This window comes from Geodermatophilus sp. DF01-2 (assembly GCF_004571065.1).
Classification (GTDB): Bacteria; Actinomycetota; Actinomycetes; order Mycobacteriales; family Geodermatophilaceae; genus Geodermatophilus.
This window is the reverse complement of the sequence record NZ_SPQN01000069.1, coordinates 1-23,799: the sequence shown is the minus strand read 5'-3', so window position 1 is coordinate 23,799 and position 23,799 is coordinate 1. Positions and strand designations below refer to the sequence as shown.

General features: G+C 73.6%; 31 protein-coding genes and 1 riboswitch. Of the genes, 13 read left to right on the top strand and 18 right to left on the bottom strand.

The features are described 5' to 3' along the window. Positions 1 to 1,493 precede the first annotated feature (1,493 nt). Positions 1,494 to 2,021 carry a hypothetical protein gene (locus tag E4P41_RS16545; protein WP_135142363.1) on the bottom strand — a complete coding sequence of 176 codons (528 nt, stop codon included), beginning with the start codon at positions 2,019 to 2,021 and terminating at the stop codon, positions 1,494 to 1,496. A 66-nt stretch (positions 2,022 to 2,087) separates the two neighbouring features. Between E4P41_RS16545 and E4P41_RS16540 the strand changes: the two genes are divergently transcribed. Continuing rightward, entirely contained in the window at positions 2,088 to 2,672 is a 585-nt protein-coding gene (locus tag E4P41_RS16540) for a TetR family transcriptional regulator C-terminal domain-containing protein (protein ID WP_135142362.1), read from the top strand. A gap of 298 nt (positions 2,673 to 2,970) precedes the next feature. Here the strand turns inward: E4P41_RS16540 and E4P41_RS16535 are convergent, their stop codons facing one another. From E4P41_RS16535 to E4P41_RS16510, 6 genes are all read right to left on the bottom strand, one after another. Then, positions 2,971 to 3,393, bottom strand: coding sequence for an ATP-binding protein (locus E4P41_RS16535; RefSeq protein WP_135142361.1), 423 nt, complete (start codon positions 3,391 to 3,393; stop codon positions 2,971 to 2,973). Between the two features lie 175 nt (positions 3,394 to 3,568). Continuing rightward, positions 3,569 to 4,138: a thiamine phosphate synthase gene (locus tag E4P41_RS16530; protein ID WP_245177417.1), complete on the bottom strand. Its 570-nt coding sequence runs from the start codon at positions 4,136 to 4,138 to the stop codon at positions 3,569 to 3,571. A gap of 17 nt (positions 4,139 to 4,155) precedes the next feature. Next, complete coding sequence (locus E4P41_RS16525; protein WP_209307758.1) at positions 4,156 to 4,968, bottom strand: thiazole synthase; 813 nt, start codon at positions 4,966 to 4,968, stop codon at positions 4,156 to 4,158. 2 nt (positions 4,969 to 4,970) lie between these two features. Further along, a complete protein-coding gene (gene thiS / locus E4P41_RS16520) occupies positions 4,971 to 5,171 on the bottom strand; it encodes a sulfur carrier protein ThiS (protein ID WP_135142359.1) in 201 nt (66 codons plus the stop codon). Positions 5,172 to 5,176: 5 nt separating this feature from the next. Then, on the bottom strand, positions 5,177 to 6,313 hold the full coding sequence (thiO, locus tag E4P41_RS16515; protein WP_135142358.1) for a glycine oxidase ThiO: 1,137 nt from the start codon (positions 6,311 to 6,313) through the stop codon (positions 5,177 to 5,179). Continuing rightward, positions 6,310 to 7,650: a cytosine permease gene (locus E4P41_RS16510; protein WP_135142357.1), complete on the bottom strand. Its 1,341-nt coding sequence runs from the start codon at positions 7,648 to 7,650 to the stop codon at positions 6,310 to 6,312. The genes thiO and E4P41_RS16510 overlap by 4 nt, the downstream gene beginning before the upstream one ends. Then, a riboswitch (TPP riboswitch) is annotated at positions 7,640 to 7,752 on the bottom strand. Its footprint overlaps the gene before it by 11 nt. A gap of 35 nt (positions 7,753 to 7,787) precedes the next feature. On the opposite strand from E4P41_RS16510, the gene E4P41_RS16505 reads away from it, so the two are divergent. After that, positions 7,788 to 8,387, top strand: a complete 600-nt coding sequence (locus E4P41_RS16505; RefSeq protein ID WP_135142356.1) for a TenA family transcriptional regulator — start codon at positions 7,788 to 7,790, stop codon at positions 8,385 to 8,387. Continuing rightward, a complete protein-coding gene (locus tag E4P41_RS16500) occupies positions 8,384 to 9,004 on the top strand; it encodes a TenA family protein (RefSeq protein ID WP_135142355.1) in 621 nt (206 codons plus the stop codon). Before E4P41_RS16505 ends, E4P41_RS16500 begins: the two co-directional genes overlap by 4 nt. 34 nt (positions 9,005 to 9,038) lie before the next feature. Here E4P41_RS16500 and E4P41_RS16495 read toward each other — a convergent pair whose 3' ends face one another. The 3 genes from E4P41_RS16495 to E4P41_RS16485 all read right to left on the bottom strand — a co-directional run bounded on the left by E4P41_RS16495 (position 9,039) and on the right by E4P41_RS16485 (position 10,385). Next, positions 9,039 to 9,473, bottom strand: a complete 435-nt coding sequence (locus tag E4P41_RS16495) for a TA system VapC family ribonuclease toxin (RefSeq protein ID WP_135142354.1) — start codon at positions 9,471 to 9,473, stop codon at positions 9,039 to 9,041. After that, complete coding sequence (locus E4P41_RS16490) at positions 9,470 to 9,709, bottom strand: antitoxin (protein WP_135142353.1); 240 nt, start codon at positions 9,707 to 9,709, stop codon at positions 9,470 to 9,472. Before E4P41_RS16490 ends, E4P41_RS16495 begins: the two co-directional genes overlap by 4 nt. Positions 9,710 to 9,953: 244 nt before the next feature. Next, the gene (locus tag E4P41_RS16485; RefSeq protein WP_135142352.1) at positions 9,954 to 10,385 is read right to left on the bottom strand and encodes a VOC family protein; all 432 of its coding nucleotides are present in this window, start codon (positions 10,383 to 10,385) and stop codon (positions 9,954 to 9,956) included. 62 nt (positions 10,386 to 10,447) lie between these two features. On the opposite strand from E4P41_RS16485, the gene E4P41_RS22260 reads away from it, so the two are divergent. After that, positions 10,448 to 10,618 carry a hypothetical protein gene (locus E4P41_RS22260; RefSeq protein ID WP_167761126.1) on the top strand — a complete coding sequence of 57 codons (171 nt, stop codon included), beginning with the start codon at positions 10,448 to 10,450 and terminating at the stop codon, positions 10,616 to 10,618. A gap of 27 nt (positions 10,619 to 10,645) precedes the next feature. Here E4P41_RS22260 and E4P41_RS16480 read toward each other — a convergent pair whose 3' ends face one another. The 3 genes from E4P41_RS16480 to E4P41_RS16470 all read right to left on the bottom strand — a co-directional run bounded on the left by E4P41_RS16480 (position 10,646) and on the right by E4P41_RS16470 (position 13,250). After that, positions 10,646 to 11,929 (bottom strand): Nramp family divalent metal transporter, encoded by a 1,284-nt coding sequence (locus E4P41_RS16480; protein ID WP_135142351.1) that lies wholly within the window; start codon positions 11,927 to 11,929, stop codon positions 10,646 to 10,648. A 123-nt stretch (positions 11,930 to 12,052) separates the two neighbouring features. Beyond that, the gene (locus tag E4P41_RS16475) at positions 12,053 to 12,754 is read right to left on the bottom strand and encodes a Mut7-C RNAse domain-containing protein (RefSeq protein ID WP_135142350.1); all 702 of its coding nucleotides are present in this window, start codon (positions 12,752 to 12,754) and stop codon (positions 12,053 to 12,055) included. Between the two features lies 1 nt (position 12,755). Further along, the gene (locus E4P41_RS16470; RefSeq protein ID WP_135142349.1) at positions 12,756 to 13,250 is read right to left on the bottom strand and encodes a hypothetical protein; all 495 of its coding nucleotides are present in this window, start codon (positions 13,248 to 13,250) and stop codon (positions 12,756 to 12,758) included. 96 nt (positions 13,251 to 13,346) lie between these two features. On the opposite strand from E4P41_RS16470, the gene E4P41_RS16465 reads away from it, so the two are divergent. Both E4P41_RS16465 and E4P41_RS23395 read left to right on the top strand, forming a co-directional pair. Beyond that, on the top strand, positions 13,347 to 13,859 hold the full coding sequence (locus E4P41_RS16465) for a VOC family protein (protein ID WP_135142348.1): 513 nt from the start codon (positions 13,347 to 13,349) through the stop codon (positions 13,857 to 13,859). Between the two features lie 323 nt (positions 13,860 to 14,182). Then, positions 14,183 to 14,326, top strand: a complete 144-nt coding sequence (locus E4P41_RS23395; protein WP_245177416.1) for a hypothetical protein — start codon at positions 14,183 to 14,185, stop codon at positions 14,324 to 14,326. A gap of 25 nt (positions 14,327 to 14,351) precedes the next feature. Here E4P41_RS23395 and E4P41_RS16455 read toward each other — a convergent pair whose 3' ends face one another. Both E4P41_RS16455 and E4P41_RS16450 read right to left on the bottom strand, forming a co-directional pair. Then, the gene (locus tag E4P41_RS16455) at positions 14,352 to 15,044 is read right to left on the bottom strand and encodes an alpha/beta fold hydrolase (RefSeq protein WP_135142347.1); all 693 of its coding nucleotides are present in this window, start codon (positions 15,042 to 15,044) and stop codon (positions 14,352 to 14,354) included. After that, the gene (locus E4P41_RS16450; protein WP_135142346.1) at positions 15,041 to 15,244 is read right to left on the bottom strand and encodes a hypothetical protein; all 204 of its coding nucleotides are present in this window, start codon (positions 15,242 to 15,244) and stop codon (positions 15,041 to 15,043) included. Before E4P41_RS16450 ends, E4P41_RS16455 begins: the two co-directional genes overlap by 4 nt. A 93-nt stretch (positions 15,245 to 15,337) precedes the next feature. On the opposite strand from E4P41_RS16450, the gene E4P41_RS16445 reads away from it, so the two are divergent. Continuing rightward, positions 15,338 to 16,087, top strand: coding sequence for a hypothetical protein (locus E4P41_RS16445; protein ID WP_135142345.1), 750 nt, complete (start codon positions 15,338 to 15,340; stop codon positions 16,085 to 16,087). Here the strand turns inward: E4P41_RS16445 and E4P41_RS16440 are convergent. After that, a complete protein-coding gene (locus E4P41_RS16440) occupies positions 16,031 to 17,050 on the bottom strand; it encodes an NADP-dependent oxidoreductase (protein ID WP_135142344.1) in 1,020 nt (339 codons plus the stop codon). The two genes, E4P41_RS16445 and E4P41_RS16440, sit on opposite strands and share 57 nt — an antisense overlap. 102 nt (positions 17,051 to 17,152) lie before the next feature. Between E4P41_RS16440 and msrA the strand changes: the two genes are divergently transcribed. The 4 genes from msrA to E4P41_RS16425 all read left to right on the top strand — a co-directional run bounded on the left by msrA (position 17,153) and on the right by E4P41_RS16425 (position 19,965). After that, the gene (gene msrA / locus E4P41_RS16435) at positions 17,153 to 17,806 is read left to right on the top strand and encodes a peptide-methionine (S)-S-oxide reductase MsrA (RefSeq protein ID WP_135142343.1); all 654 of its coding nucleotides are present in this window, start codon (positions 17,153 to 17,155) and stop codon (positions 17,804 to 17,806) included. 2 nt (positions 17,807 to 17,808) lie between these two features. Next, entirely contained in the window at positions 17,809 to 18,495 is a 687-nt protein-coding gene (locus E4P41_RS16430) for a haloalkane dehalogenase (RefSeq protein ID WP_245177415.1), read from the top strand. A gap of 3 nt (positions 18,496 to 18,498) precedes the next feature. Further along, entirely contained in the window at positions 18,499 to 18,714 is a 216-nt protein-coding gene (locus E4P41_RS23390; RefSeq protein ID WP_245177414.1) for a hypothetical protein, read from the top strand. A gap of 123 nt (positions 18,715 to 18,837) precedes the next feature. Next, entirely contained in the window at positions 18,838 to 19,965 is a 1,128-nt protein-coding gene (locus E4P41_RS16425; RefSeq protein WP_135142342.1) for a methyltransferase, read from the top strand. 146 nt (positions 19,966 to 20,111) lie between these two features. On the opposite strand, the gene E4P41_RS16420 is transcribed toward E4P41_RS16425, so the two are convergent. Continuing rightward, positions 20,112 to 20,441 carry a hypothetical protein gene (locus E4P41_RS16420; protein WP_135142341.1) on the bottom strand — a complete coding sequence of 110 codons (330 nt, stop codon included), beginning with the start codon at positions 20,439 to 20,441 and terminating at the stop codon, positions 20,112 to 20,114. Between the two features lie 2,072 nt (positions 20,442 to 22,513). On the opposite strand from E4P41_RS16420, the gene E4P41_RS23385 reads away from it, so the two are divergent. Continuing rightward, a complete protein-coding gene (locus tag E4P41_RS23385; protein ID WP_245177413.1) occupies positions 22,514 to 22,711 on the top strand; it encodes a hypothetical protein in 198 nt (65 codons plus the stop codon). A 100-nt stretch (positions 22,712 to 22,811) separates the two neighbouring features. Continuing rightward, complete coding sequence (locus E4P41_RS22255) at positions 22,812 to 22,970, top strand: hypothetical protein (RefSeq protein ID WP_167761124.1); 159 nt, start codon at positions 22,812 to 22,814, stop codon at positions 22,968 to 22,970. Between the two features lie 40 nt (positions 22,971 to 23,010). Here the strand turns inward: E4P41_RS22255 and E4P41_RS16405 are convergent, their stop codons facing one another. Beyond that, positions 23,011 to 23,646, bottom strand: a complete 636-nt coding sequence (locus E4P41_RS16405; RefSeq protein ID WP_209307757.1) for a transposase family protein — start codon at positions 23,644 to 23,646, stop codon at positions 23,011 to 23,013. Positions 23,647 to 23,799: the final 153 nt, after the last annotated feature.

Here is a 23,799-nt window from a genome sequence, read left to right as displayed (position 1 = left end):
CAACGCCGTCCTCCCGTCGGACACGGCCTCCTGCGGCCCCGCGAGGGCACGCCGGTCCCCCATGTGATCAACGCCGTCCTCCCGTCGGACACGGCCTCCGGGCCCGGATCCGCGGGCTGGCCCGCCGGCTGGCGCTCTGGGGCTCCGGTCCCGACGGCGCCCACCTCGCGTGGGGCCGTCCGGCCGGGCCGGCGTCCCGTCCGGACGGCCCGGTGGTGCTCACCGAGCTGCCGAACACCCCCACGATCCAGCCCGCGGCGTCTTCCCCCGCCGCGGCGCTCCGTCCGGCCCGGATCGCCCGGCCGGCTGCCCACCCTCGCGTCCCGGTGGTCGCCCCGCTCGCCCGGCAGCTGCCGGCACCGCGGCCCGCCCCGGCACCGAGGACCGCGCAGGGAGGCCGCCCGCCAGGGACCGCCCGGGCCTCCGCCGCACCCCGGGCGCGCGGCGACCCGCGGCCACCTCCGGTACGGACACAGCCACCCGGCTGGTGAAGGACCCCGTCCTCCCCACCCCTCGGAAGAGGACCTCCTGCTCCCCGCCACTCGCACGCCGGCCTCGCCCGGAGGCTCAGCCCGAGCGTGCCAGGGTTGAGAGGGGCGAGGTCCTTCCACCTGCAGGGGGCCGGGACCCGGGACGGGGCCGACCACGGCACCCGCCGCGGACGCCGTCCCCCGCACCGTCCGCCAGCTCCCGGCTGCCGGCCACCGCCTCTCCAGGTGGCCGCGACCGGAGCCCGGCACCGGTCCTCCGCTCTTCCCGACCGACCTCGCACCGCCCCTGGCCGTTCCCTCCGACGGTGGTCCTCCCGCCGCCCCAGTCGTCCCCGCTCCACCGGTACCCGCCTCGACCTCCCGCCGACTGCGCTCCGACGCAGCGCGCGGACCCTCCAGGGAGGCGGCGACCGCCGTGCGGCGCCGGCTGACGGCGTCGGGGACCGTCCGACGGGACGACAGGTCCGCGCCGGTACCCGTCCCCCGGGTCTCTGACCGGCACCGACCTGGCCGGGCGCCGTTCGAGGCCGGGCCGCCGCCCGCCGCCGGCGCCGGGAGTCGACCGCAGGAGACCGTCCCGGGCCCCGGAACCGGAGCGCGCGGGCACCGCGCCGCAGGACGAGAGCCGCACGGGAGGGCTGACCGTGCCGCGGACGACAGCGCCGTCCGCACCTCTCCGCCGACGGCGGGCGCCTTCCCGGCCCGGGGCGCCCGCCGTCCGGCGTTCCTGCCCCCTGGTATGCAGTCCGTGGTTGAGTCGTTCCTCAGCGTGGAGAGAACTCCCGCCGACGAAGATGGACGAGGGATGCGGATGCGCGCGCGGGTCGTGCTCACCGGGGTGACGGCGTCGAGGGGTGCGACCTCCGCTGGACGACGGCATCGCCCGGCTGCGCGCCGCGCCGGCCCGACCTCTCGGCGACCAGCCACTGGACCGGCTGCAGGACGGCGACCGCGCACCCCACGGCCTCGGGCGTGCCGGCGGGACGCGAGCCGGGTGAGAGCTCATGCCATCTTGCGGGGCCAGATGGTGTAGCTGGACGCCCAGAGGAGGTCGATCACGCTGATGACCCCGAGAACGGGAAGCCACGCGGTCAGTGCCGCGGTGCGGTCGGGGTCACCGACCCACCAGGTGATCGCGGCGATGATGCCGGCGGCGATGACGGCAGCGCCGAGGGTCCGGGCAACGTCACCCCAGCACTGCCTCGTGTACTGCCACCCGGTTGGCTTCGCCGGCGCGGGGCCGTTCGCGAAGCGGCGGGCGAAGCGGGTGTCCGCCCACGCGGTCATGCGGTGGCCGTAGGTCACGGAGAAGCCGATGTAGAGCGCCGCGAGCCCGTGGTGCCACGACGCCGTGGCTCCGGCCGTCAGGTGCAGCGTGACCGCGGCCAGGAGCACGAGGTCGATGAGCGGAGCGCACGCGAGCAGTGCCGCGCCGAGGCGCCGGGCGCCGAGCAGGTACCGGGCCGCCAGGCCGCCCAGGATGGCGACCCAGAAGCCGATCTCGCACGCGACCGTCAAGGCCAAGATCATCGGTTGCTCCGTCCGTTGGTACGACTGTGCTACTAAGTTATCACACAGTTGTGCCAGAATGGCCGCATGCCGAGGTTGATCGACAGGGAGGCCCGGGAACGGGCTGTGGGCGAGGCTGCCTGGCGGGTGGTCGTGCGCGAGGGGATCACCAAGCTCTCCGTCCGCAACGTTGCAGCGGAGGCCGGCCTCGCGGCGGGCTCCTTGCGCTACCTGTTCCCCACCCAGGAGGCCTTGCGCGCATACGTCCTGGACCTGGTCAGGCGGAACGTCGCCGACCGCATCGCGGGCATGAGACCGCACGAGTCGATCCGGCAAGGCGTGGAGGACTACTTCGCTCAGCTCCTACCGCTCGACACCGAGCGGCGGGTGGAGACGGAGGTGTTCCTCTCCGTCGGGGTGCTGGCACTCACCGACCCTGTCCTCCGACCCGCTTACGAGCGTGCCCACCGCGACCTGCGTGACGGGTGCCGTCGGATACTCGCGCTGCTCGCGACCGATCCCGAGTACAGGGCGTTGGACCCGGATGCCGAGGCGGCGCGTACTCACGCGTTCCTCGACGGGCTCGCCCTCCACCTCGTCCGGCAACCGCCAGGCGGGAGCACGACGTGGGCGACCGAAGAGCTCGCCCGTCACCTCGACTCCCTGCGCTGAACGACGACCGGCTCAGCATGCGACGTCACCTCGGGAGGACGTCCCGGGAGAGGATTCCTCGCGGAACGGTATGTCGATCCGAGCCTGCCGCGTGACGGCTGCGGCCCGTACCGGTCAGGCCACCCGTTCGGGTGACGGACCGAGTGCCGGGCCGTCTCGCCGGCGATGACCGCCGGTGGGTCGAGCAGGCCCGACGTCACAGGTCGGCCACGACCTCACCGGCGACTCCGCCCAGGCCGCTCCGCGAGCGGTGTCGTGAGCCGCGTCGCCCTGAGGTCGTCCTCCCCCGGAGGTGCGGTCAGGAGGCGAGCACGGCCCAGACGTGCTTGGACCCGGCCGTGACGTACCAGCCGTGGTCGATGGCCAGCTCGGCGATCAGGTAGAGACCCAGCCCGCCCTCGCTCGGATCGCGGTCGACAGCGGGGGCCGGCGGGGTCCCCGGCGCGCCGTCACGGACTTCGATCAGCCAGGCGTCACCGAGGCTGCGCACGCACGCGCGCACGCCGTCGCCGCCGTGTCGCAGCGCGTTGGAGGCCATCTCGTCGAGGGCCAGGACCAGCCGGTCGCGGAGGTCGGCCAGGCCCGGCGCGCTGAGGTGATGTCGCAGCTCGGCGCGCACGACGGGCAGCTCGGCCACGGAGGCGAGGTCCCACACGAACCGGTCCGGGGCCGCCGGCGGACGCGCTGACGGCCAGACCGTCCCGGCCGTCTCCCGTCTCACGCTGCTGGTCACCCCTCACGTGCTCGTCACCCGCCCGGAGGGCGCCACCGACAGACGGCTCTCGGACGAGCCGAACACCTGCGTATGGGTCCGCGGAGCCGGTCTCAAACATGGTGCGGCAGGGATCACACCTCAGCCACCGGGACGGCGTCCTCCCCGGCGCCGGCGGTACAGGTCAGGTCCGGAGGGCGGCGAGGTACTGCGGGACGGCGGCGGGATCACGCATCACCGCCCCCATGACCGCCACGCCCCGGGCGCCGGCCGCCAGCAGGCCGGCCACGTCGCCGGGGCCGACCCCGCCCAGGGCGTAGGCCGGAGGGCCGAGGACCTGCAGCCGGGCGAACCCCTCGACGCCGAGCGCGGGGCCGTACCCGGGCTTGGACGCCGTGGGGAACACCGGCGACAGGAAGGCCCAGTCGCAGCCCTCGCACCGGGCCTGCGCCAGCTCGGCGGCCGAGTGGCAGGAGCGGCCGACGAGCGCCGGGCGGGGGTCCGGGAACGGGTCTGCGGCCGCCAGGTGCACGGCGTCGGTCCCCGCCGACCCGGCGGGTCGGGCGGTTGTCCCGGCGTGGACGAGCAGTCCGCCCACCGGGTCGAGCACTGCCCGCAGCTCCGCACCGAGGCCGGCCCGCTCGTCGTCCGGGAGGTCCTTCTCCCGCAGCACCACCGCCCGGGCCCCGGCGTCGACCGCGGCGACCACGACGTCGACCAGCGGTCGGTCGCACTGGGTGCGGTCGGTGAGCACGAGGAGACGGGGGAGGGTCACAGGTCGGGCAGGCCCTCGAAGGACGTGGAGGCCTCGGCGTGCCAGCGGCGCGGGATGCGGCCGGCGCGCAACGCCTGCCGCCCGCCCTCCACGGCCTGCCGCATGGCCAACGCCATCCGCTCGGGGTCGCGGGCGCGGGTCACCGCCGAGGCCAGCAGCACCGCGTCGCAGCCGAGCTCCATGGCCAGCGCGGCGTCCGAGGCGGTGCCGATGCCGGCGTCGAGCACCACCGGCACGTCGACCCCCTCGCGCAGCAAGGCGATGTTGTGCGGATTGCGGATGCCCAGCCCGCTGCCGATCGGCGAGCCCAGCGGCATGACGGCGGCGCATCCCGCGTCGGCCAGCCGGCGCCCCAGGATGGGGTCGTCGGTGGTGTAGGCGAGCACCGTGAAGCCGTCGGCCACCAGCTGCTCAGCGGCGTCGAGCAGCTCCACGCCGTCGGGCAGCAGGGTGTGCTCGTCGCCGATCACCTCGAGCTTGACCCAGTCGGTGCCGAACGCCTCCCGGGCCAGCTGCGCGGTGAGCACCGCCTCGCGCGCGGTGCGGCAGCCGGCGGTGTTGGGCAGCAGCCGCACCCCGCAGCGGTCGAGCACCTCGAGCATCGACGCGCTGGACGACGCCTCGACCCGGCGCAGCGCGACGGTCACCAGCTGGGTGCCCGAGGCACGCACGGCCGCCTCGAGGGTCTCCAGGCTGGGCACCCCGCCGGTGCCGAGCAGCAGCCGCGAGGTGAAGGTCTCCCCCCCGAGCGCGAACGGGTCGCCGGCCTCCTCGCGCGCCAGCGCGGGGGCGAGGTCCTGGGTCGTCATCGTCATCCTCCTGCGGTCGGGGCGAGGACCTCGAGGGCGTCGCCGGGGGAGAGCCGGGTGGCCGGCCAGCTGCTGCGCGGGACGACGTCCCCGTTGAGCGCCACCGCCACCCGGTCGTGCCCGCCGCTGTGGGCGGTGACCAGATCGGCCACGGTCGTGTCCGCGGCCAGCTCGGTGGCCTCGCCGTTGACGGTCACCTGCACGGTCGTCAGCTCCTCGTCGTCGGTGTCGTGGGCGTCGCGGCGAAGCGGTCGGCGCTGAACGGGGCGGCCAGCTCGGGCAGCGCGCCGGTGGCGAGCAGCTCGGCGGTCACCTCGGCGGTCACCGGGGTGAGCAGGACGCCGTTGCGGTGGTGCCCGGTGGCCAGCACCAGGCCGGGCAGCGGGCCGGGGCCCAGCAGCGGGGCGTTGTCGGGGGTGCCCGGGCGCCAGCGGGCCAGCGTCTCGACCAGCTCCAGCTCGCTGATCCCGGGGACGACGTCGATCGCGTCGTGCAGCAGGTCGTGCACCCCGCCGGCGGTGACGGTGGGGTCGAAGCCGCGGTCCTCGACCGTGGCGCCCACGATCAGCCGGTCGCCGGCGTAGGGCACCAGGTAGACGTGCCGGCCGCGTACCAGGGCGCGCACCGTGCCCTCGAGCAGCCCGCCGGCGCCGGCCAGCCGGAGGATCTGCCCCTTCACCGGGCGGACCGGCAGCGCCGGCACCCCGGGCAGGCCGCCGCTGTGCGCGCCGAGCGCCAGGACGACGGTGCCGGCGTCGACCGTGTCGCCGTCGGTCAGTTCCAGGCCGGTCACCCGGCCGCCGTCCACCCGCAGCGCGGCGACCCGGTCGCGCACCAGCCGCACCCCGGCGTCCTGTGCGGCACGCAGCAGTGCCGCGTGCAGCGCCCGGCCGTCGACGGAGTGGTCGGCGGCCACGAGCAGCCCGCCGCGCACCCGCGGGGTCAGCGACGGCTCGCGGCGGCGGGCCTCCCGCGGGGTGAGCCGCTCGGCGTCCAGGCCGAGCTCGCGCTGGAAGGTGTGCAGCGCCGCGATCTCGCGGACGTCGTCCTCGTCGAAGCCGACGACGAGGGTGCCGGCGGAGCGCAGGCCGACCGACGTGCCGGCGGCCTGCTCGACCTCCGCGGCGAAGGCCGGCCAGCGCTGCACCGACGCCAGCCCCAGCCGCAGCAGCGTCTCCTCGCGGTAGCCGGCCTCGGTGACCGGGGCGAGCATCCCGGCCGCGGCGGCCGAGGCGCCGGTTCCGGCGGAGTCGTCGACGACGGTGACCGACAGGCCGCGCTGCGCCGCCCGCCAGGCCACGGCCAGCCCGATCAGCCCTCCGCCGGCGACCGCGACGTCGGTCATGCCGCCGTCCCCCTCCGGCGGAGGCGCCGGGGCAGGCAGATCAGCGCCGTGACGGTCACCGCGACGGCCAGGCTGACCAGGGACGCCGACCAGCCGTTGGCCGGGTCGATGCCGAGGTCGGCCTGCCGGGCGGTCCACCACGCCGTCCAGCCCGCACCGGGCCCGGAGAAGAAGGTCGGCAGGGTCAGCTGGTAGGCGAGGAAGCCCGCGACCCAGGGCAGCAGGAACAGCGGCCGGGCGGGGGCGGTGTCGGAGGTGTCCCAGGCGCCGCGCGGGGTGGCGAAGTAGGCGACGACGAAGACGCCGGCCAGCGGGACGAACACCGCGCCGATGAGGAAGAGGAACGGCTCGTAGGCGGCGATGTCGAAGGTCAGGGCCAGCAGCGTGGCGACGGCGCCGACGCCCGCCGCGAGCAGCCGGCGGTCGGCCCGCGCGACGATGTTCTGCGCCGAGACCGCGGTCGAGTAGACGTTGGCGAAGGCCTCGTCCAGTTCGACCGAGACCAGCACGAGCACGGCCACAGCTCCCAGCGGGACGGCGAGCAGTGCGTCGATGACGTCGAACCCGGCGCTGCCGTAGGCGGCCAGCGCGACGACGCCCAGGGTGAACATGACGACGGTGGCCAGGCCGTAGCCGAACGCCGCTCCGGTGAACGCCGCCCGGCCGCTGCGCACGTGCCGGGTGTAGTCGGCGACCAGCGGAAACCAGGAGATGGGCAGGGCGATGACGATGTCGGCGGCCGTCCAGAACGACGTCGCCGCGCCCTCGGTCAGCGGCGGCAGCGGCTCGGTGAGCACGTTGACGAACAGGTAGACCACTGCGGCCAGCGCGGCCCAGATGGCGTAGCGGGCCAGCACCCGCGCCACGCCGAGCGGGCGCAGCGCCATCGCGGTGGCCAGCACGCCGGCGACGAGGACGAACGGCCAGCGCGGCGCGTCGAGGACCCGGGACGCCGCCTCGGCGATGATGACGATCTCGAAGGTCGCCCAGCCGACGCACTGCACGAGGTTGAGCGCGGTGGGCAGCGCCGAGGCGTGCCGGCCGAGCAGCCCGCGCAGCAACACCATCGTCGGCACCCGTTCGCGCGCGCCGGCCGCGGCGGCCAGCCCGAGCAGCGTCGCGCCGACGAGCGCGCCGACGACGATCGCGCCGATCGTCGTCGACAGCGGCCGGCCGGGCAGGACGACGAAGACCGCGGCGACCGGCAGCAGCAGGCTGACGCCCAGGTTGGCCCACAGCCCGAACGCGTCGCGCAGGCCGAGGGTGGCGGCGGGGGGCTCGGAGAGGGTGAGGGGTGCATCCGCAGGGGTCCTGCGGACGGCGTCCGACGTGCTCATGGTCGCTCCCTACGCCGGCATTACCCGGTCAGGTTCCAGCGGTCGGCGACGCGTCCAGTCGCCCTCTCAGCCCGGTTGACCCGAGCTCCCGCACATGGCGACCCCTACCGTAGACCCCACCTCGTACAGTCGCCGCTGTGCCGGTCGCCGACCTCCCGTCCCGCCACCCCGACGCCTGGCAGCGGGCAACGCGCCACCCGTTCCTCGACGCGGTACGCGACGGGACGATCCCGGTCGCGGCGTTCGACACCTGGCTGGTGCAGGACGTCCGCTTCGTCGCGGACCTGCTGCGCTTCCAGTCCCGGCTGCTCGCCCGCGCGCCCCGGCCGGCGCAGGCGGTGCTCGCCGGCGGGCTGGTCGCGCTGGTCGACGAGCTGGCCTGGTTCGAGGAGCAGGCGGCCGCGCGCGGGCTCGACCTCGCCGCCCCGGCGCTGCCGGCGACCACCGGCTACGCCGGACTGCTCGGCCGGCTGGACGCCGCCGACGTCGGGACGGCGCTGACCGCGCTGTGGACCGTCGAGCGCACCTACCTCGACGCCTGGTCCGCCGCCCGGCCCGGTGCTCCGGAGTACCGCGAGTTCGTCGAGCACTGGACCCAGCCGGGGTTCGCCGGCTACGTCGCCGGGCTGGAGGCGGCCGCGGACGGCGTCCCCGCACCCGACGCCGACGCCACGTTCACCGAGGTGGTCGCCGCGGAGACCGCCTTCTGGGACATGGCGATGGAGGCCGCGGCGTGACGCTCTCCGCCGACCTGTGGGCGGCCAACGCCGACCTCGCCGCCGAGGCGTTGGCCTCCCCGTTCGTGGCCGGCATCGGGAACGGGACGCTGCCCCGGGCGGCCTTCGCCGGATACGTGGCCCAGGACGCCTTCTTCCTCGAGTCCTTCGCCCGCGCCTACGCCCTCGGGGTCACACACAGCCCCGACCGGGCCACCCTCGACGCCTTCGCCGACCTGCTGGCCGGCGTCCGCGAGGAGCTGCGGCTGCACGCCGGCTACGCCGCCCGCTGGGGTGTCGACCTCCCGGGTGTCAAGCCGCTGCCGGCGACCACCGCCTACACCGACTTCCTGCTGGCGACGGCGTCCCTCGGTGGGCTGGGTGCCACCTGCGCGGCGATGACCCCGTGCATGCGGCTCTACGCCCACCTCGGCCGGTCGCTCTCGGCCGACCGGGCCGGGGACTACGCCGAGTGGGTCACCACCTACGCCGACCCGGGGTTCGAGGAGCTGGCGGTCACCCTCGAGCGGCTGCTCGACACACACGCCGACGACGTCCCCGCGGTGCGGACGGCCTACCGGCGGGCGATGCAGCTGGAGGTCGGCTTCTTCGACGCCGCCTGGCGTGCTGCCGGCTGATCCCCGGGCGCTCACCGCGGGAACCGCCCTGGGATCAGCTGAGGACGGTGAGGTGGTCCTCGGTCGCGCCGCGCACTGCGCTGAGGGACAGCGACCGGTCGAAGGTCACGAACCTCCCGCCGTGCGCCACCGCCAGGGCGAGGAGGTAGGCATCGGTCACCTGGCGGGAACCGTGCAGGCGGGACCGGTCGACCGCCTGCGGGTCCAGGAGGCTCACGTCGCAGGCCCAGAACGCGTGGTGCCGACTCTCCCGGGCCGCCGCGAGCAACTGGACCGCGTGTGCCGTGGTCACCGGGCTCGGGTACCGGGGCTGGCTGATGATCCGCACGAACCCGTTCTCCGTAACCGGGCAGGACGCCCAGCCGGCGTCGACCTCGGCATCCAACCACTCGCCGGCCCGGACGTGGTCGACGTGGTCACTGTCGAGCAGAGCCAGGAGGACGTTGGCGTCGAGCAGCGCCCGCCTCACTCGCCCTCGTCCTCGCGCAGCCGGTCGATGAGCGCGTTGGACACGGCGGGGCCACGGCGGGGAAGCGGGCGGAACCCGTGCCGACCCACCGCCGGCTCGCCGGTCGTCGGGGGTGCGCCGGTCAGGGCCTGGCGGGCGAGGTCGGAGAGCACCTCTCCCGCCGTCCGCCGCTCGCGTCGAGCCCTCTCCCGGACGGCCAGGAGGACGTCGTCGTCGATCGACAGCGTGGTGCGCACGCATCTGATGCTATTGCATCTCTCCGCGCGAGGGAGGCAACTCGGGCGGGGATGTTCTCCCTGCGGGTCCGCGGTCGAGGCGGGGGCAGAGGACTTGGCGACGTTCCCGCGGGAACGTCGCCGGGACGGCAGAGAGCGCAGCCCAGCAGCAGGTGGGCGTCGAGGCCGAGGATCAGCGCGCCGGCGACCGTGGTGACCCGCCGGTTCCCCAGCCGCTCATGAGAGCGCACCGGCTGGCCGGCGGTCAGCCCGTGGTCGCGCCCGCAGTGTGGGAACTGGGCAGGTAGGAGATGCCCACGAGCAGCCCCTCGGGGCTGAGCAGCCGCGCGGTCGTCTGCCCCCACGGCTCCAGGTGTGCGTCGACGAGGATCTCCTGCCCGGCCTCCCGCAACCGTGCGGCAGTCTCACCGACCGCCTCGGGCGAGGAGACCTCGAACTCGATCCAGGCTTGCGGCACGGGCCGGTCGGCCGGCCACTCGCGCGTACCGAACGTCGCCTCTGCGGCCTGCTCGAGCGGCCAGAGCGCGAAGACCTTCGCGCCGTCCAGGCTCTGGGCGTGGAAGTAGTCGGGGGCGACCTCGTCGAACGGGATGCCCAGGGTCGTGGCCCAGAACGCGTGCATCGCTCCGGGGTCGGTTCCGATGGGGCCGAAGCCGGCGATGTGCTGGAACGCCACGCTGCGAGGCTAGAGGCGCATGGCTCCCGTCCGCGGGTGCGGAGCGCTGGTTGACTACTCGCATGGTCGCGCCGATCCCTGAGCCGGACCCGAGCATCGATCCGACCGAGCCGGTGCCCGACGACCCGGGCGAGCTGCTCCCCGACGCGCCCGAGCCCCTCCCGCCCCCGCCGATCGAGCCGGCTCCCGACGACCCCGGTGGGGACCCGGGCGGCGTGCCGGAACCCGCCTGACGTCTCGTGGACCTGCAGCGAGTCCTCCTAGAGGCCCAGGAGCAGGTGGGCGTTGAGGCCGATGATCAGCGCGGCGACGACGGCCCCGGCAGCGGTCGTGACCCGCCGGTTCACCCAGCCGCCCATGAGGTCCCGCCGGCTGGTCAGCCACAGTAGCGGCACCAGGGCGAACGGGATGCCGAACGAGAGCACCACCTGCGACCACACCAGCGCGGTCGTCGGGTCGCCGCCGAGCAGCAGCACCAGCAGTGCGGGTGCGAGGGTGATCAGCCGGCGGGCGAGCACCGGGATGTGCCGGCGCAGGAACCCGGCCATGACCACCTGCCCGGCGTGCGTGCCGACCGATGACGAGGCGAACCCCGAGGCCAGCAGTGCGACGGCGAACGCCAGCGCGGCCCCGGCACCCAGCTGCTCCCCGAGTCCGGCGTGCACGCCCTCCAGGGAGGTCGCGTCCTGCCCGCCGGTGAACAGCTGCGCCGCGATGACCAGCATCGCCGCGTTGACCAGCCCGGCCAGCCCCATGGCCAGGAGGACGTCGAGCCGCTGGGCCCGCAGCAGCCGGCCGCGGCCCTCGGCGGTGCGGCCGGCGGTGACCACGTCGCCGTAGCGCCCCGGCGTCAGCGCGGAATGCACGTAGATCACGTGCGGCATCACCGTCGCGCCGAGGATCCCGGCGGCCAGCACCAGGCTGTCGGGGCCGGCGAACGAGGGCACCAGGCCGTCGGCCAGCCCCCCCACGTCGACGCCGGAGCCGACCAGCGTGTAGGCGAAGCCCAGACCGATCACCAGCAGCAGCCCGGTGATGACCCGCTCGAAGGGCCGGTGCCCGCGGGACTGCGCGGCCAGCAGGACGAACGCGACGACCGCGGTGATCAGCCCGCCGATGGGCAGCGGGACGCCGAAGAGCAGGTAGAGCGCGACCGCACCGCCGACGATCTCGGCCAGGTCGGTGGCGATCGCGACCGCCTCGGCCTGCAGCCACAGCCCCCAGGTGACCGGGCGGGGCAGCTGCTCGCGGCAGTTGGTGGCGAGGTCGCGGCCGGTGGCCAGGCCCAGCTTGGCGGTCAGCGACTGGATGAGCATCGCCATGAGGTTGGCCGCGACGATGACCCACAGCAGCGTGTAGCCGAAGGCCGCGCCGCCGGAGAAGTTGGTGGCGAAGTTGCCCGGGTCCACGTAGGCGACCGCGGCCACGAAGGCCGGCCCCAGCAGCGGCCAGAGGCGGCGCCGGCCGCTGACCTGCGGTGGCCGCCCGGGCGTGGTGGCCAGCGTGGTCGGCAGGACGGCGGCCTCGGTCTTGGACAGGTACACGGCGGCCTCGCGATCGGGAGGGTCGAGCGGGTGTGCAAGAACGGTCGGTGGACGCTCCTGCCTGTGCCCGCCGCCCGTGTCACACCGGGGCCAGGCCGTGGCCCCCGCGGGCCGAAGTGAGCCTCACCTGTCTCCGGCGATGAGCCGGTCGATGCGGTGGGCGTGGGCCCCGCGCCAGTAGATGCGGCGGCAGGCCGGGCAGCGGGAGAACTCGTCGTAGCTGCGCCGGGTCCCCGGGGGCAGCCGGTCGGCGACCTCGGCCTTGGGCACCGGCTCGAGATGGGCGCCGCAGGCGGTGCAGCGGGTCAGCGGGGCGAGCTCGGGTGCGAACCGGTCGAGGGCGTCGGCCAGCTGGTCGTCGGGCCGGCCGCCACGCACCAGCGCCCCGTGCCGGACCGACCGGCGCATGAGCAGCCCGCGGTCCTGGGTGAGCAGCACCCGCTCCTCGGCGGCGGACAGCTCGGCCAGCTCGGCGTCGTCAGCGTCGTTGGACCAGGCGGCGTCCAGGCCGAGCAGCCGCAGCCGGCGGGCCAGCGCCCCCAGGCCGACGTCGAGCAGGAAGCCACCGGTCGGCACCGGCTGCGGCCGGGGGACGGCGGCCACCTGCACCACGCTCCCGGGACCCGGCCGCGCCCCCGGCCCGGTCGGGACGCCGTCCAGCCGCAGCTCACCCACCTCGGTCAACGGCACCCCCGCCGCCTGGACGACGTGCCCGACCGTGGCGTGCGGGTCGAACCCGAGCCGGCGCTCGCGGGCCGGCCGGTCCCGGGGGCGCAGCAGGAAGGCCAGTTCCGGGGGTACCCGGACGGTGAGGTCGTCGGACACGTCAGACCACGACGCGGAGGGTCTCCATCGACGGGTCGGCCGCGTCCGGGACGAGCATCCCGGCTCGCACCCCGGTGACCGGGTGGTCGACCGCCTGCGGGCTGATCCGCTCGCCCGGCGCCAGCACCGGCACGCCCGGCGGGTGGGGGTTGACCGGCTCGGCGGCCATCCGGCCCACCGCCTGCGCGGCCGGCACCGGCTCGCCGGGTGCGGAGAAGGCGTCCCGCGGCGGCATCGCCCGCTCCGCCAGGTGGTCGACCCCGACGGCGTCGGCCATGAGCTGCTCGGCCCGGGGCACGACCTTCTGCGATCCTCGCCGGTCGTGCGGACCGTCCGGAGAGAGGACGTCGGAGGCGAGGACGCCCGTGCCGACGAGCTCGGGCGGTCGCGGGTCGGCCCGCCGTCCCTGCTCGTACCCGGGCCGGCCGTGGAGGAGGTCGCCGCGGCGAGGGAACTCCTGCAGGGCCTCGAGAACGGAGGCGCACGAGCGGTCCATGGACCGGCCCCTACCCGGTGTCGCGGGGTTGATACTTGAATTCTCAAGCACATGGGTGCAGACTGGACGGCGCCGTCCGATCGACAGGAGCCCACCGTGCCCGTCCAGCGTCTCAACCACGCCGTCCTCTACGTCCGCGACGTGGCCCGCAGCCTCGCCTTCTACCGGGACGTCCTCGGCTTCCGGGTGACCAAGGAGATCCCCGGTGCCGCGGTCTTCCTGCAGGCCGAGGGGTCGTCCAACGACCACGACCTGGGCCTGTTCCAGGTCGGCGCCGCCGCCGGTGCCTCGGAGGCCGGCCGCCGCACGGTCGGCCTCTACCACCTGGCCTGGGAGGTCGACACCCTCGCCGAGCTCGCCCGCGTGCGCGACGCGCTGCTGCGGGCCGGCGCGCTGGTCGGGGCGTCCGACCACGTCACCACCAAGGCCCTCTACGCGCAGGACCCCGACGGGCTGGAGTTCGAGGTCTCCTGGCTGCTGCCGGCCGCGCTGGTCACGCCCGAGCTCACCGAGGGCGCCGCGATGACCGCTCCGCTGGACCTCGACCGGGAGATCGCCCGCTACGGCGCGCACACCCGCGGCGGCGTGGGGGTCTCCGTCCCGGCCTGAGGAAGGACCTCGTCCCTCCCCACCCCTCGCCGGCTCGGGGCGGTGCCCTGGACGGGCCGACCTCCACGGGCCCCTCGCACGCTCGGGGACGCCGAGGAGCGGGCCGGGTCCATGCGGCAGCATCTCCGGCGTGGAACCGGTCGAGCTGACCGCCGGCGCGCTGCGCCTGCGGCCCTGGCGGGAGCACGACGTCGACGACGTCCTCGCGACGATGCAGGATCCGGCGATGCAGCGGTGGAACGGCCTGCCGGTCGGCGTTCACGGCGATCCCCGTCGAGCGGGTCGAGCTCTGCCACGCCGTCGAGAACCCGGCATCAGGCCGGGTGGCCGAGAAGGCCGGCTTCCGTCTCGAGGGGCGGCTGCGCCGGTCGTTCCGCTACGGCGACGGGTGCAAGCACGACGAGCTGATCTGGGGTCGGCTCGCCGACGACCCGTCACCCGGCCCCTCCGACGGAGCCGCCGGGTGACGGCCCCGTACTCGAGGGACTCCGTTCACAGCGGGACGGCGAGCTCGCTGCGCTCGAGGGCGGCGTGCAGGTCGGGCCGCCACGGCGCGAGCCCGGCCCCGGCCAGGACGACGTCCCGCACGAAGGCATGCCACACCGGTGCCCGCCGCACCATGCTGTGCCCACCGGTGATGGTGAACCGGGCGATGCGGGCGCCGGCCTGCTGCGCCCGGACGGCGAACTCCGCCGACAGCGCCGCCGGCACCCAGCGGTCGCCGCGGCCGTGCAGCACCGCCACCGTTCGGTCCCTCAGGTGCTCCACCGGCTCGCCCGGCGGCGTCCACGGCGCCAGTGCGCAGACCGCGCGCACCGACGGCTCGCCACCCGCGCGCAGCACCGCCCGCCCGCCCATCGAGTGGCCGACGAGCACCACCGGGACGTCGCCGCCGTGGCGTCCCCCGAGCTCGTCGAGGGCCCAGCGGACGTCGGCGTAGGCGTCGGCCGCCACGCCGTTCCAGCCGGCCACCCGGTAGCGCAGCAGGTAGGCGCCCACCCCGCGGTCGGCGGCCGAGGCGTGCACGAACTGCTCGATGGCTCGCATCCGCAGCAGCGACAGCGCCCGCTCCTTGGGCGGCTCGACGTTGGCCACGGTGCCGCCGTGACAGAAGACGGCGAGCGCCCGGGTCGGTCCCGACGCCGGGACGTGGTCGAGGGCCGGCCGCGCACCGCCGGAGGTCACCGGCGGCGGCGCCCGCCGCGGAGCGTCGCGCGGGCGCGGTCGCCGAGATCGCCCGCCCGGTACAGCGCGCGGGTCACCGGGGTGGAGCCGGTCCGCCGCTCCAGGACCCGCCCGACCCGGCGCAGCAGGCCGGTGGCCAGCGGGACCACGACGGTGAGCAGGATCCAGGTGCGCAGCCGGCTGGTCAGGAAGAGCCACATGCTCGGCATCCTGCCCGGATCCAGGCCCCGGCAACCCGGCCGCGGGCCAGGGTGTCCCGAGGCGGTCTCATCCCCGTCCCGCATCCTGTCCGGGTGCGCCCGCTGTCCCGACGTCCCTCCTGGCCGGCCGCTCTCGTCGCCATCACGCTGGGTCTGGTCGCCATGAGCGCAGCGCTCGCCTGGCAGGCGTCCCCGGCGACGAACGAGCTCGGCCAGTTCCGCATGTACTTCGACGTGATCGAAGAGATGAACCTGCCGACATGGTGGGCGGCGAGCCTGCTGCTGACGGGCTCGCTGGCCTGCCTGGCCGTGGCGTGGCTCTCCGGCCGGCGCGGCGGCCGGGTCCGCTGGAGCGTCCTGGCGGCCCTGGTGGCGCTGCTCTCGCTCGACGAGGCCACCGTGCTGCACGAGCGGCTGGACCGCATCGTCCTCCCGTGGCTGAGTCCGGAGGACTTCCCGTACCTGTGGGTGGTCCCAGGCTCGGTGCTCGGCACGGGAGTCGTCGTCTGCGTGGTGCGGCTGGTCCGGACCGCGCCGCGGTCCGCGCGCCGCCGGTTGATCCTGGGTCTCGTGCTCCTGCTGGGGTCCGCGGTCGGAGGCGAGCTCGTCCAGGGCTGGCTGGTCGAGGCGGGGCTGCTGGACTGGCCGTTCGTGCTCAGCTACCACCTCGAGGAGGCCGGCGAGACCCTCGGCGCGGTCGGGCTGCTGGTCGGCGCGGTGAGCATGTTCGACGTCGAGCGTGGCCCCTCGGGGGTCCGGGTGGGCCTGCGAGCGGTCGTCCCGCCGTCAGTCGGGGTCCGGGGCGAGGCGGACGACCATCTTCCCGGTGTTCCCTCCGCGTAGCAGGTCCAGGAAGGCCGGCACCGCCTGCTCGATCCCCTCGCGCACGGTCTCCCGGACGACGAGGTCGCCCGAGCGCAGCCAGCCGGTCACCGTCTCGGTGAACTCCGGCCGCAGGTCGGCGTGGTCGCTGACCAGGAAGCCACGCAGCGTGAGCCGCTTGCCCACCATCAGGCTCATGTTCCGCGGCCCGGGCGGCGGCTCGACGGCGTTGTAGCCGGAGATCGATCCGCACAGCGCGGCCCGCCCGTGCACGCGGAAGGCGCCGATCGCGGCCTCGAGGTGCTCGCCGCCGACGTTGTCGAAGAACAGGTCGATGCCGTCCGGAGCGGCCCGGCCGAGCAGCTCGGCCACCGGTCCGTCGTGGTAGTCGAAGGCGGCGGTGAAGCCCAGCTCCCGCAGCCAGGCGACCTTCTCCGGCGACCCCGCGCTGCCGATGACGCTGCCGGCGCCGCGCAGCCGCGCGAACTGGCCGACCATGCTGCCCACGGCGCCGGCGGCCCCGGAGACGAGGACGTCGTCCCCCTCGCGGAAGGCGCCCACCCGGAACAGCCCGGCGTAGGCCGTGAGACCCGGCATACCGAGGACGCCGAGGTACCAGGACGGCGAGACGTCGGTCGCGGCCGGCAGCCGGGTCACGGCCGCGGCGTCCAGGACGGCGGTCTCGCGCCAGGCCGCGTCGGTGAGGACCAGCGCACCCTCCGGCAGCTCCGGGGCGCGCGAGGCGACCACCCGGCCGACGGCGCCGCCCTTCATCACCTCCCCGACCTGCCACGGCGGGGCGTAGGACGGCCCGGACCGCATCCGGCCGCGCATGTAGGGGTCGACCGACATCACGACCATCCGGACGACGACCTGCCCCTCCGCCGGCTCGGGCACCGGCACCTCCACCATCCGGAAGTCCTCCGGAGTGGGTTCGCCGTGCGGCCGGGCCGCCAGGTGCCACTCGCGCGTCGTCGCCGCCACGCGTCCTCCTCGCCGTCGTCCTCGCCGTCGTCGGACCTCGGCTCGATCCTGCCCCCGCCGCGGCCGGCCCGCCGGGTTGAACACCGGGCCTACGCTCGGAGCATGTTCTTCTCCCGGACCAAGACCCAGCCGGTGGCAGCCGACGACGCGCTGCCGGGCCGCCCGAACCCGCTGCCGCACGTCCCGGAGCTCCACGCGGTCAACGGCAACCGGATCCGGCCGCCCTTCCCGGAAGGCCTGCAGACCGCCGTCTTCGGCGCCGGGTGCTTCTGGGGTGTCGAGAAGGTCTTCTGGCAGACGCCGGGCGTCTACTCGACCGCGGTCGGCTACGCCGGCGGGTACACGCCGAACCCGACCTACGAGGAGGTCTGCTCCGCGCGGACCGGCCACACCGAGGTCGTGCTGGTCGTCTTCGACCCGGCGGCCACCTCGTACGAGCAACTGCTCAAGGTGTTCTGGGAGGACCACGACCCGACGCAGGGCATGCGCCAGGGCAACGACGTCGGCACGCAGTACCGCTCGGCGATCTACTACCAGACGCCGGAGCAGGAGGCCGCCGCCCGTACCAGCCGCGAGGCGTTCCAGGAGCGGCTGACCGCGGCCGGCTACGGCCAGATCACCACCGAGGTGGCGCCGCTCGGCGACTTCTTCTACGCCGAGGACTACCACCAGCAGTATCTGTACAAGGTGCCGAACGGCTACTGCCCGACCCACTCGACCGGCGTCTCCTGCCCGGTCGGGCTCTCCGGCGTCTGAGCGTGGAGGTCCTCCGGACCCCCGAGGAGCGCTTCGCCGGGCTGCCGGACTTCCCGTACGAGCCCGCGTACGTGGAGCTGGACGGCGGCCTGCGGGTGGCCTACGTCGAGGCGGGGCCGGCCGACGGCGAGACCGTGCTGCTGCTGCTCGGCGAGCCGTCCTGGTCGTTCCTGTACCGGCGGATGATCCCGGTGCTGACCGACGCCGGGCTGCGCGTGGTGGCGCCGGACCTGATCGGCTTCGGCCGCTCGGACAAGCCGGCACGCCGGGAGGACTACTCGTACGCCGGGCACGTGGCGTGGATGCGGCAGGCGCTGTTCGACCGGCTGGACCTGCGCGAGGCCACCCTCGTCGGCCAGGACTGGGGCGGGCTGATCGGGCTGCGGCTGGTCGCCGAGAACCCCGACCGGTTCGCCCGTGTCGTCGTCGCCAACACCGGACTGCCGACCGGCGAGCACCCGATGAGCGAAGCGTTCCTGGCCTGGCAGCGGTTCTCGCAGGAGAGCCCGCGCTTCGACGTCGGCCGGATCGTCGCGAACGGGACGGTCGGCGGGCTGACCCCCGAGGTCGTCGCCGCCTACGACGCGCCGTTCCCCGACGACTCGTACAAGGCCGGCGCGCGGGCCTTCCCGGCGCTCGTGCCGACCCGGCCCGACGACCCCGCCGCGGCGGCGAACCGAGCGGCGTAGGAGGTGCTGGCCCGCTTCGACAGGCCGTTCCTCACCGCCTTCTCCGACGGCGACCCGATCACCGGCGGCGGCGACCGGGTGTTCCAGAAGGCGGTTCCCGGCGCGCGGGGCATGGCGCACACCACGCTGGCCGGCGGCGGCCACTTCCTCCAGGAGGACGTCGGCCCCGAACTCGCGCGCGTCGTCGTCGACCTGGTCGCCGCCACTCCGCGGCGGTGAACCGGCCCCGCCGGTGAGGCTCTTGCGGTTGTCTGCACGCTCTCGCGGTCGTGCAGCACCGCGACAGCGGGCGAACAACCGCAGAAGGCGCGGCCGCTACGGGGTGCAGCAGAGTTGACCGACGTGTCCGACCGGAACCTGCTCGACCTGCTGCGCCGTGATCCGGACGTCGAGGCGCCGGACCTGGTCGCCGTCGACGCGACCGACCGGCTGCTGCTCGACGAGGCCGGGGAGCTGCTCGCAGCGCTCGAGCCGGGCGAGGTGGTCGTCGTCGACGACTCGTACGGCGCGCTGACCCTCGGCGCGGTCGACGCCGGCGCCCGTGACGTCCGGGTGCACCAGGACCTGTTGGTCGGCGAGCTGGCGTTGGCGCGCAACGCCGAGCGCACCGGGCTCGCCGGCACGTACCGCTCGCTCCCGCTCGGCTCCGAGCTGACGGACGGCGCCCGCCTGGTGCTGGCCAAGGCGCCGAAGTCCCTCGACGCGCTGCGCGAGCTGACCGAGGTGGTGGCGGCGTCGGCGGCACCCGACGCCACGCTGCTCGTCGGCGGTCGGGTCAAGCACATGACCCTGGCGATGAACGACGTCCTGGCCAGCGCGTTCACCGACGTCCGTGCGACGCTGGCCCGGCAGAAGTCGCGGCTGCTGGTGGCCCGCGGGCCGCGGCGGGGGGTGACGTCCTCCTTCCCGCGCCGGCAGGAGCACCCCTTCGGTCTCACCGTCTGCGCGCACGGCGCGGCGTTCGCCGGCACGCGGGTGGACGCCGGCACCCGGGCCCTGCTGCGCGCGCTGCCCGGGGCGGCACCGGACGCCCGGACGGCGCTGGACCTCGGCTGCGGCACCGGCGTGCTGGCCACCGCGCTGGCCCTCGCCCGCCCGGAGCTGGCGGTGCTGGCCGGCGATCAGTCCGCGGCGGCGGTGGCCTCGGCCGAGGCGACGGCCGCGGCCAACGGGGTGGCCGAGCGGGTGCGCGTCGTGCGGGACGATGCAGCGTCCACCGTTGCGGACGCGAGCGTCGACCTCGTCGTCTGCAACCCGCCGTTCCACCTGGGCGCGGCCGTGGTGACCGGCGCCGCCGACCGGCTCTTCGCCGGTGCCGCGCGGGTGCTGCGGCCCGGCGGTGAGCTGTGGTGCGTCTACAACAACCGGCTGCCGCACAAGGCCGCGCTGCGCCGGCTGGTCGGCCCCACCCGGGTGGCCGCAGCCGACCGCCGCTTCACCGTCACCGTCTCCACCCGGCGGGTCCACTGATCGGACGCAGGGTTCGGCTGCGCGGCTCGGTCCACGCCGTCCGTGCCGAGCGGCCGGTGTGGTGGTCGTCCTCTCGAGGGTCGGCGCAGTAGGTGAGCCTGCACCGGTCCGTCACTTTGAGTCTCAGGTGTGCCTACAGCGAGTCATCACGTGCTGCGCGGTGAGGCGACGGCGGCCGGGAGCGGGACGCAGTCGATCCGTTTCTGGGCCCGCACCATCGGGGCGTCGGCCTGGGATCTGCTGGACGGGCACACGGTGGCCGGCACCGTCGCCAGCAAGCGCGTGGTCACCGACCGGCTGTCGATCGGGGAGGCCTTCGAGTACCAGATCGCGCACTGCGACGACACCGGCTGCACCAGCTCCGAGGTGCAGACCGGGCACGTCTCCCCGGACCTGGCCGCCGGCTCGCGGCCGGGTGCGGCCCGGCTGCCGTTCACGGTCGGGGACCGGATCACCGCCCAGGTCGATGTCGGCACCGGCAACCTGTTGGTCTCCACCACCGAGCTGAGCCTGCCCCGGGTGGCCGGCTCCCTGGAGCTTGGGCTGGCCTACAACGGGCTCACCCTGGCCGAAGGCTCCCGGTTCGCCTCGGCGATCGCTCCCGGCTGGCGGTTCTCCACGGCGCCGGACCTGCGGATCCGGGAAAATCCGGGCGCCTCGGTCAGCGTCTACGGGCCGGACGGCCTGACCGGCACCTTCCTGCGGCAGGCCGGGTCGAGCACCGCCTACACCGCGCCCGGTGCCGGCAACCTGATCACCGACCCGAACAGAAACATCTCCCTGAGCTACACCGGCGGCGACCAGCTCTCCGACGTGTCCGGCCAGTACACCGGCTCCTACACCTTCGCCGGCACCACCCAGACCGAACTGGATCTCCCAGGTCGTCCCCGGCGGCGGCACCATCACCTACACCTGGGGCCGCACCGACGCCCACGGGCTGCCGATCCTGGAGTCGCTCGCCAACGGCAACGGCACCACTCATCTGACCCACGACGACACCGGCACCCCGCTGGCGATCCAGACCTACTCCGGCGCGATCGCCTACTACGCCCTCGACGGCCTCGCCTCACCCGTCGCCCTGATCAACACCTCAGGTGCGCACATCGCCAGCTACAGCTACGACCCCTGGGGCCAGGTCACCATCGACAACATCACCGGCAACACCGCCGCCGCCATCAGCCCCTACCGCTTCGTCGGCGGCCTGGACGACCGCACCACCGGCTGGATCAAGTACGGCCAGCGCTACTACGACCCGGCCACCGGCCGCTTCACCCAACAAGACCCCCTCGAAACCCTCGCCGACCCCACCCGCGCCAACCGCTACGAATACACCGCCAGCAACCCCACCAACTACGTCGACCCCACGGGTCGCGACTTCGTTGGTTGGAGCTGCGCGTCAACTGTTATCGGAACTCTTGTGACCGAGGTCGGCGCAGGTTATGCCATCTTGACGGGTACTCTCGGCCCAGTTGGTGCTGGCTTTGCACTTGCGGGGATCGGTCTTGGTCTTCTAGGCACAGCCACGGGATGCCCGTAGAGGAGGTTCGTAGAGATGCGTAGAACTGGGCGATCCGGGCTGGTCCTGACCATCGCACTTCTCGGCCTAGGAGCCATACTGTTGGCCATCGCAGGCCTACTAGAAGTATCCGGGTCCGGGTGGATACAGCTGCTTGCGGCTGCTTGCGTAGTCGTTGCGCTGATTATCACGATAACTCGGTCAAGATCCACCCCTTCCGACTAAAGAAGTGCTTTGGACCCGAGCCGCGGCAACGTTATCAGTACGCCGCCAGCAACCCCATCGACTACATTCTAGAGTTCACGGGTAATGCGCTCCAGATCGGAGTCGGCTGCCTCAGCGGAGTAGCCCTGGTTTGGGGAACAGGTGTCGGTTACATGGCGACTGCCGCTGCCGACACCGCCGGGACGGTCGCCGCAACCCCTTGGTGGCTGCGCCGTAGGCGGACTTGTCGCATACGGCAACGGTGAGATCATCACGCCATGAAGCCGTTGCCTGCCCGCTTGATCGGATTCTGGGTCCTCGTGGTCGCCCTCTGCACGCTCGCCTTGATTCGTGGGCTCAGTACCGAAGGGGAACGACGGATTGTGTGGGCCGCCTTGGGTACGCTTGGCTTGGTTAGTGCACTCATATTCCTCATGGGGTGGGTGCGTCAGTCTAGACGCCAGTGAGACGCGTCGCCAGTCGACACAGCCTCCACAGAGCCAAGCGGACCACGTCGGCGGCCAGCAGGTCGAGGTCGGCGATCAACGTCATCGGCGGGCACATCGCCAGCTATGAGTAAGACCCTGGGGCCAGGTCACCATCGACAACATCACCGGCAACACCGGCGCCGCCATCAGCCCCTACCGCTTCGCCGGCGGCCTCGATGACTGCACCCCCGGCTGGATCAAGTACGGCCAGCGCTTCTGCGACCCGGCCACCGGCCGCTTCACCCAGCAAGACGCCCTCGAGGTCCCTGCCGACCCCTCCCGCGCCAACCGCTACGAATACGCCGCCAGCAACCCCGCCAACTACATCGACCCGACTGGCATGTACCCCATCAACAACTGCCAGTGGGCTGACACCTGTCCGGAGGGCGGCTATGGCGCCGGTGGCACACCAGAAGAAATGTGCGAGGTGAGCGTCTACTTCATCGGCGCACTGGCTAGCATTTTCGTGACCGGTGGCGCGTCGATCCCAGTCGGCCTCGGCATTGGCGCGTTGGGGTTCGGCTGCAACGAGTTTTGAGGGGAGGTGCGGGATGACCCAGGAGTACGAGCCCCATAAGGATGGGCGCCGACCGATTAAACTACACACCGTCATGCGGATTGGATGGATAGTATCGCTTATGACGTTCCTGACCTTGCTGCTCGCTGAAGACGAGGGTGTCTCGCCAGTGGCGATCTGGTTGGTGTTCGCAGTAAGCGTCGCATTCTCGATCACTCTTGGCCTGCTCGGATTCGAGAAGAAGCGACGGCGAAACGCTGACAGGGGGAAAGCCGACTAGCCGTCCAGAGCCATCAACTTTAGGAGCCCTAGAGGGTTATTCACGCGGTAGCGAAGAAGTGTAGATTTACTACGGCTGAGATGGTTTCCTTGAACGTGGCGAGAGGTCGCCGGTAATCGGTGTGGAGGATGCGCCAGGTCTTGAAGTGCGCAATCGCCCGCTCGATCATATAGCGGATGCGATTGACTTCCGTGTTGAACTCCTTCTCCCAGTCGAGGAGTGCGCGGTGCGGAGGCTTCCTGATCGGGGTCATCATGTCGGCGCCGACGTATCCCTTGTCGCCCATCCACTCGCTCGGCTCAAGCGTGTCCAGGATGCCGGAGAGCTTGAGAGCGGCGCTGTCGTGGCGGCGCCCGTCGACCGGGTCGGAGACCCAGGCCAGTCGGCCGTACAGGTCGCAGACCACCTGGACGTTCAGGCCGGTGGTGCGGTGCTTGCCGGAGTACAGCTCTCGGTGCCCTGACCAGGACCAGCGCGGTAGCAGCGTGCCGTCCACGAGGTACTGGTCTCGGGGATCGAGGTCCTCGGCGACCGGAGCGAAGTCGCTCAGGGCCGCGCTGAGCACCGGCGTCAACGCCGTGATCGCCCGGCTGACCGTGGATTGGGAGACCTCGAACGCCTCGGCGATCTCGGCCTTCACGCGGTTGCGGCGCAGGTACCCCAGCGTCACCACCACCGACTTGCACAGGCCCAGGATGGGCGCAATGCCACGTAGCTTAAGTTGATCATGCTGCCCGGGGTTGGAGTGCGCGGATGGTGACCGTGGGCGGTCCGGAGTGGCGGATGCTGCGCTCGCCTGGCTTCTTGACGCGGTAGCTGTTGTGGCGGG

Coding starts and splice junctions, on each gene's coding strand:
- thiO (WP_135142358.1), bottom strand. CDS start 6,313: ATGACCGACGTCGCGGTCGCCGGCGGAGGGCTGATCGGGCTGGCCGTG.
- E4P41_RS16470 (WP_135142349.1), bottom strand. CDS start 13,250: ATGGACCGCTCGTGCGCCTCCGTTCTCGAGGCCCTGCAGGAGTTCCCT.
- E4P41_RS16525 (WP_209307758.1), bottom strand. CDS start 4,968: ATGACGACCCAGGACCTCGCCCCCGCGCTGGCGCGCGAGGAGGCCGGC.
- msrA (WP_135142343.1), top strand. CDS start 17,153: ATGTTCTTCTCCCGGACCAAGACCCAGCCGGTGGCAGCCGACGACGCG.
- E4P41_RS16545 (WP_135142363.1), bottom strand. CDS start 2,021: ATGATCTTGGCCTTGACGGTCGCGTGCGAGATCGGCTTCTGGGTCGCC.
- E4P41_RS16540 (WP_135142362.1), top strand. CDS start 2,088: ATGCCGAGGTTGATCGACAGGGAGGCCCGGGAACGGGCTGTGGGCGAG.
- E4P41_RS16510 (WP_135142357.1), bottom strand. CDS start 7,650: ATGAGCACGTCGGACGCCGTCCGCAGGACCCCTGCGGATGCACCCCTC.
- E4P41_RS22255 (WP_167761124.1), top strand. CDS start 22,812: ATGACGTTCCTGACCTTGCTGCTCGCTGAAGACGAGGGTGTCTCGCCA.
- E4P41_RS22260 (WP_167761126.1), top strand. CDS start 10,448: ATGGTCGCGCCGATCCCTGAGCCGGACCCGAGCATCGATCCGACCGAG.
- E4P41_RS23385 (WP_245177413.1), top strand. CDS start 22,514: ATGTACCCCATCAACAACTGCCAGTGGGCTGACACCTGTCCGGAGGGC.
- E4P41_RS16450 (WP_135142346.1), bottom strand. CDS start 15,244: ATGTGGCTCTTCCTGACCAGCCGGCTGCGCACCTGGATCCTGCTCACC.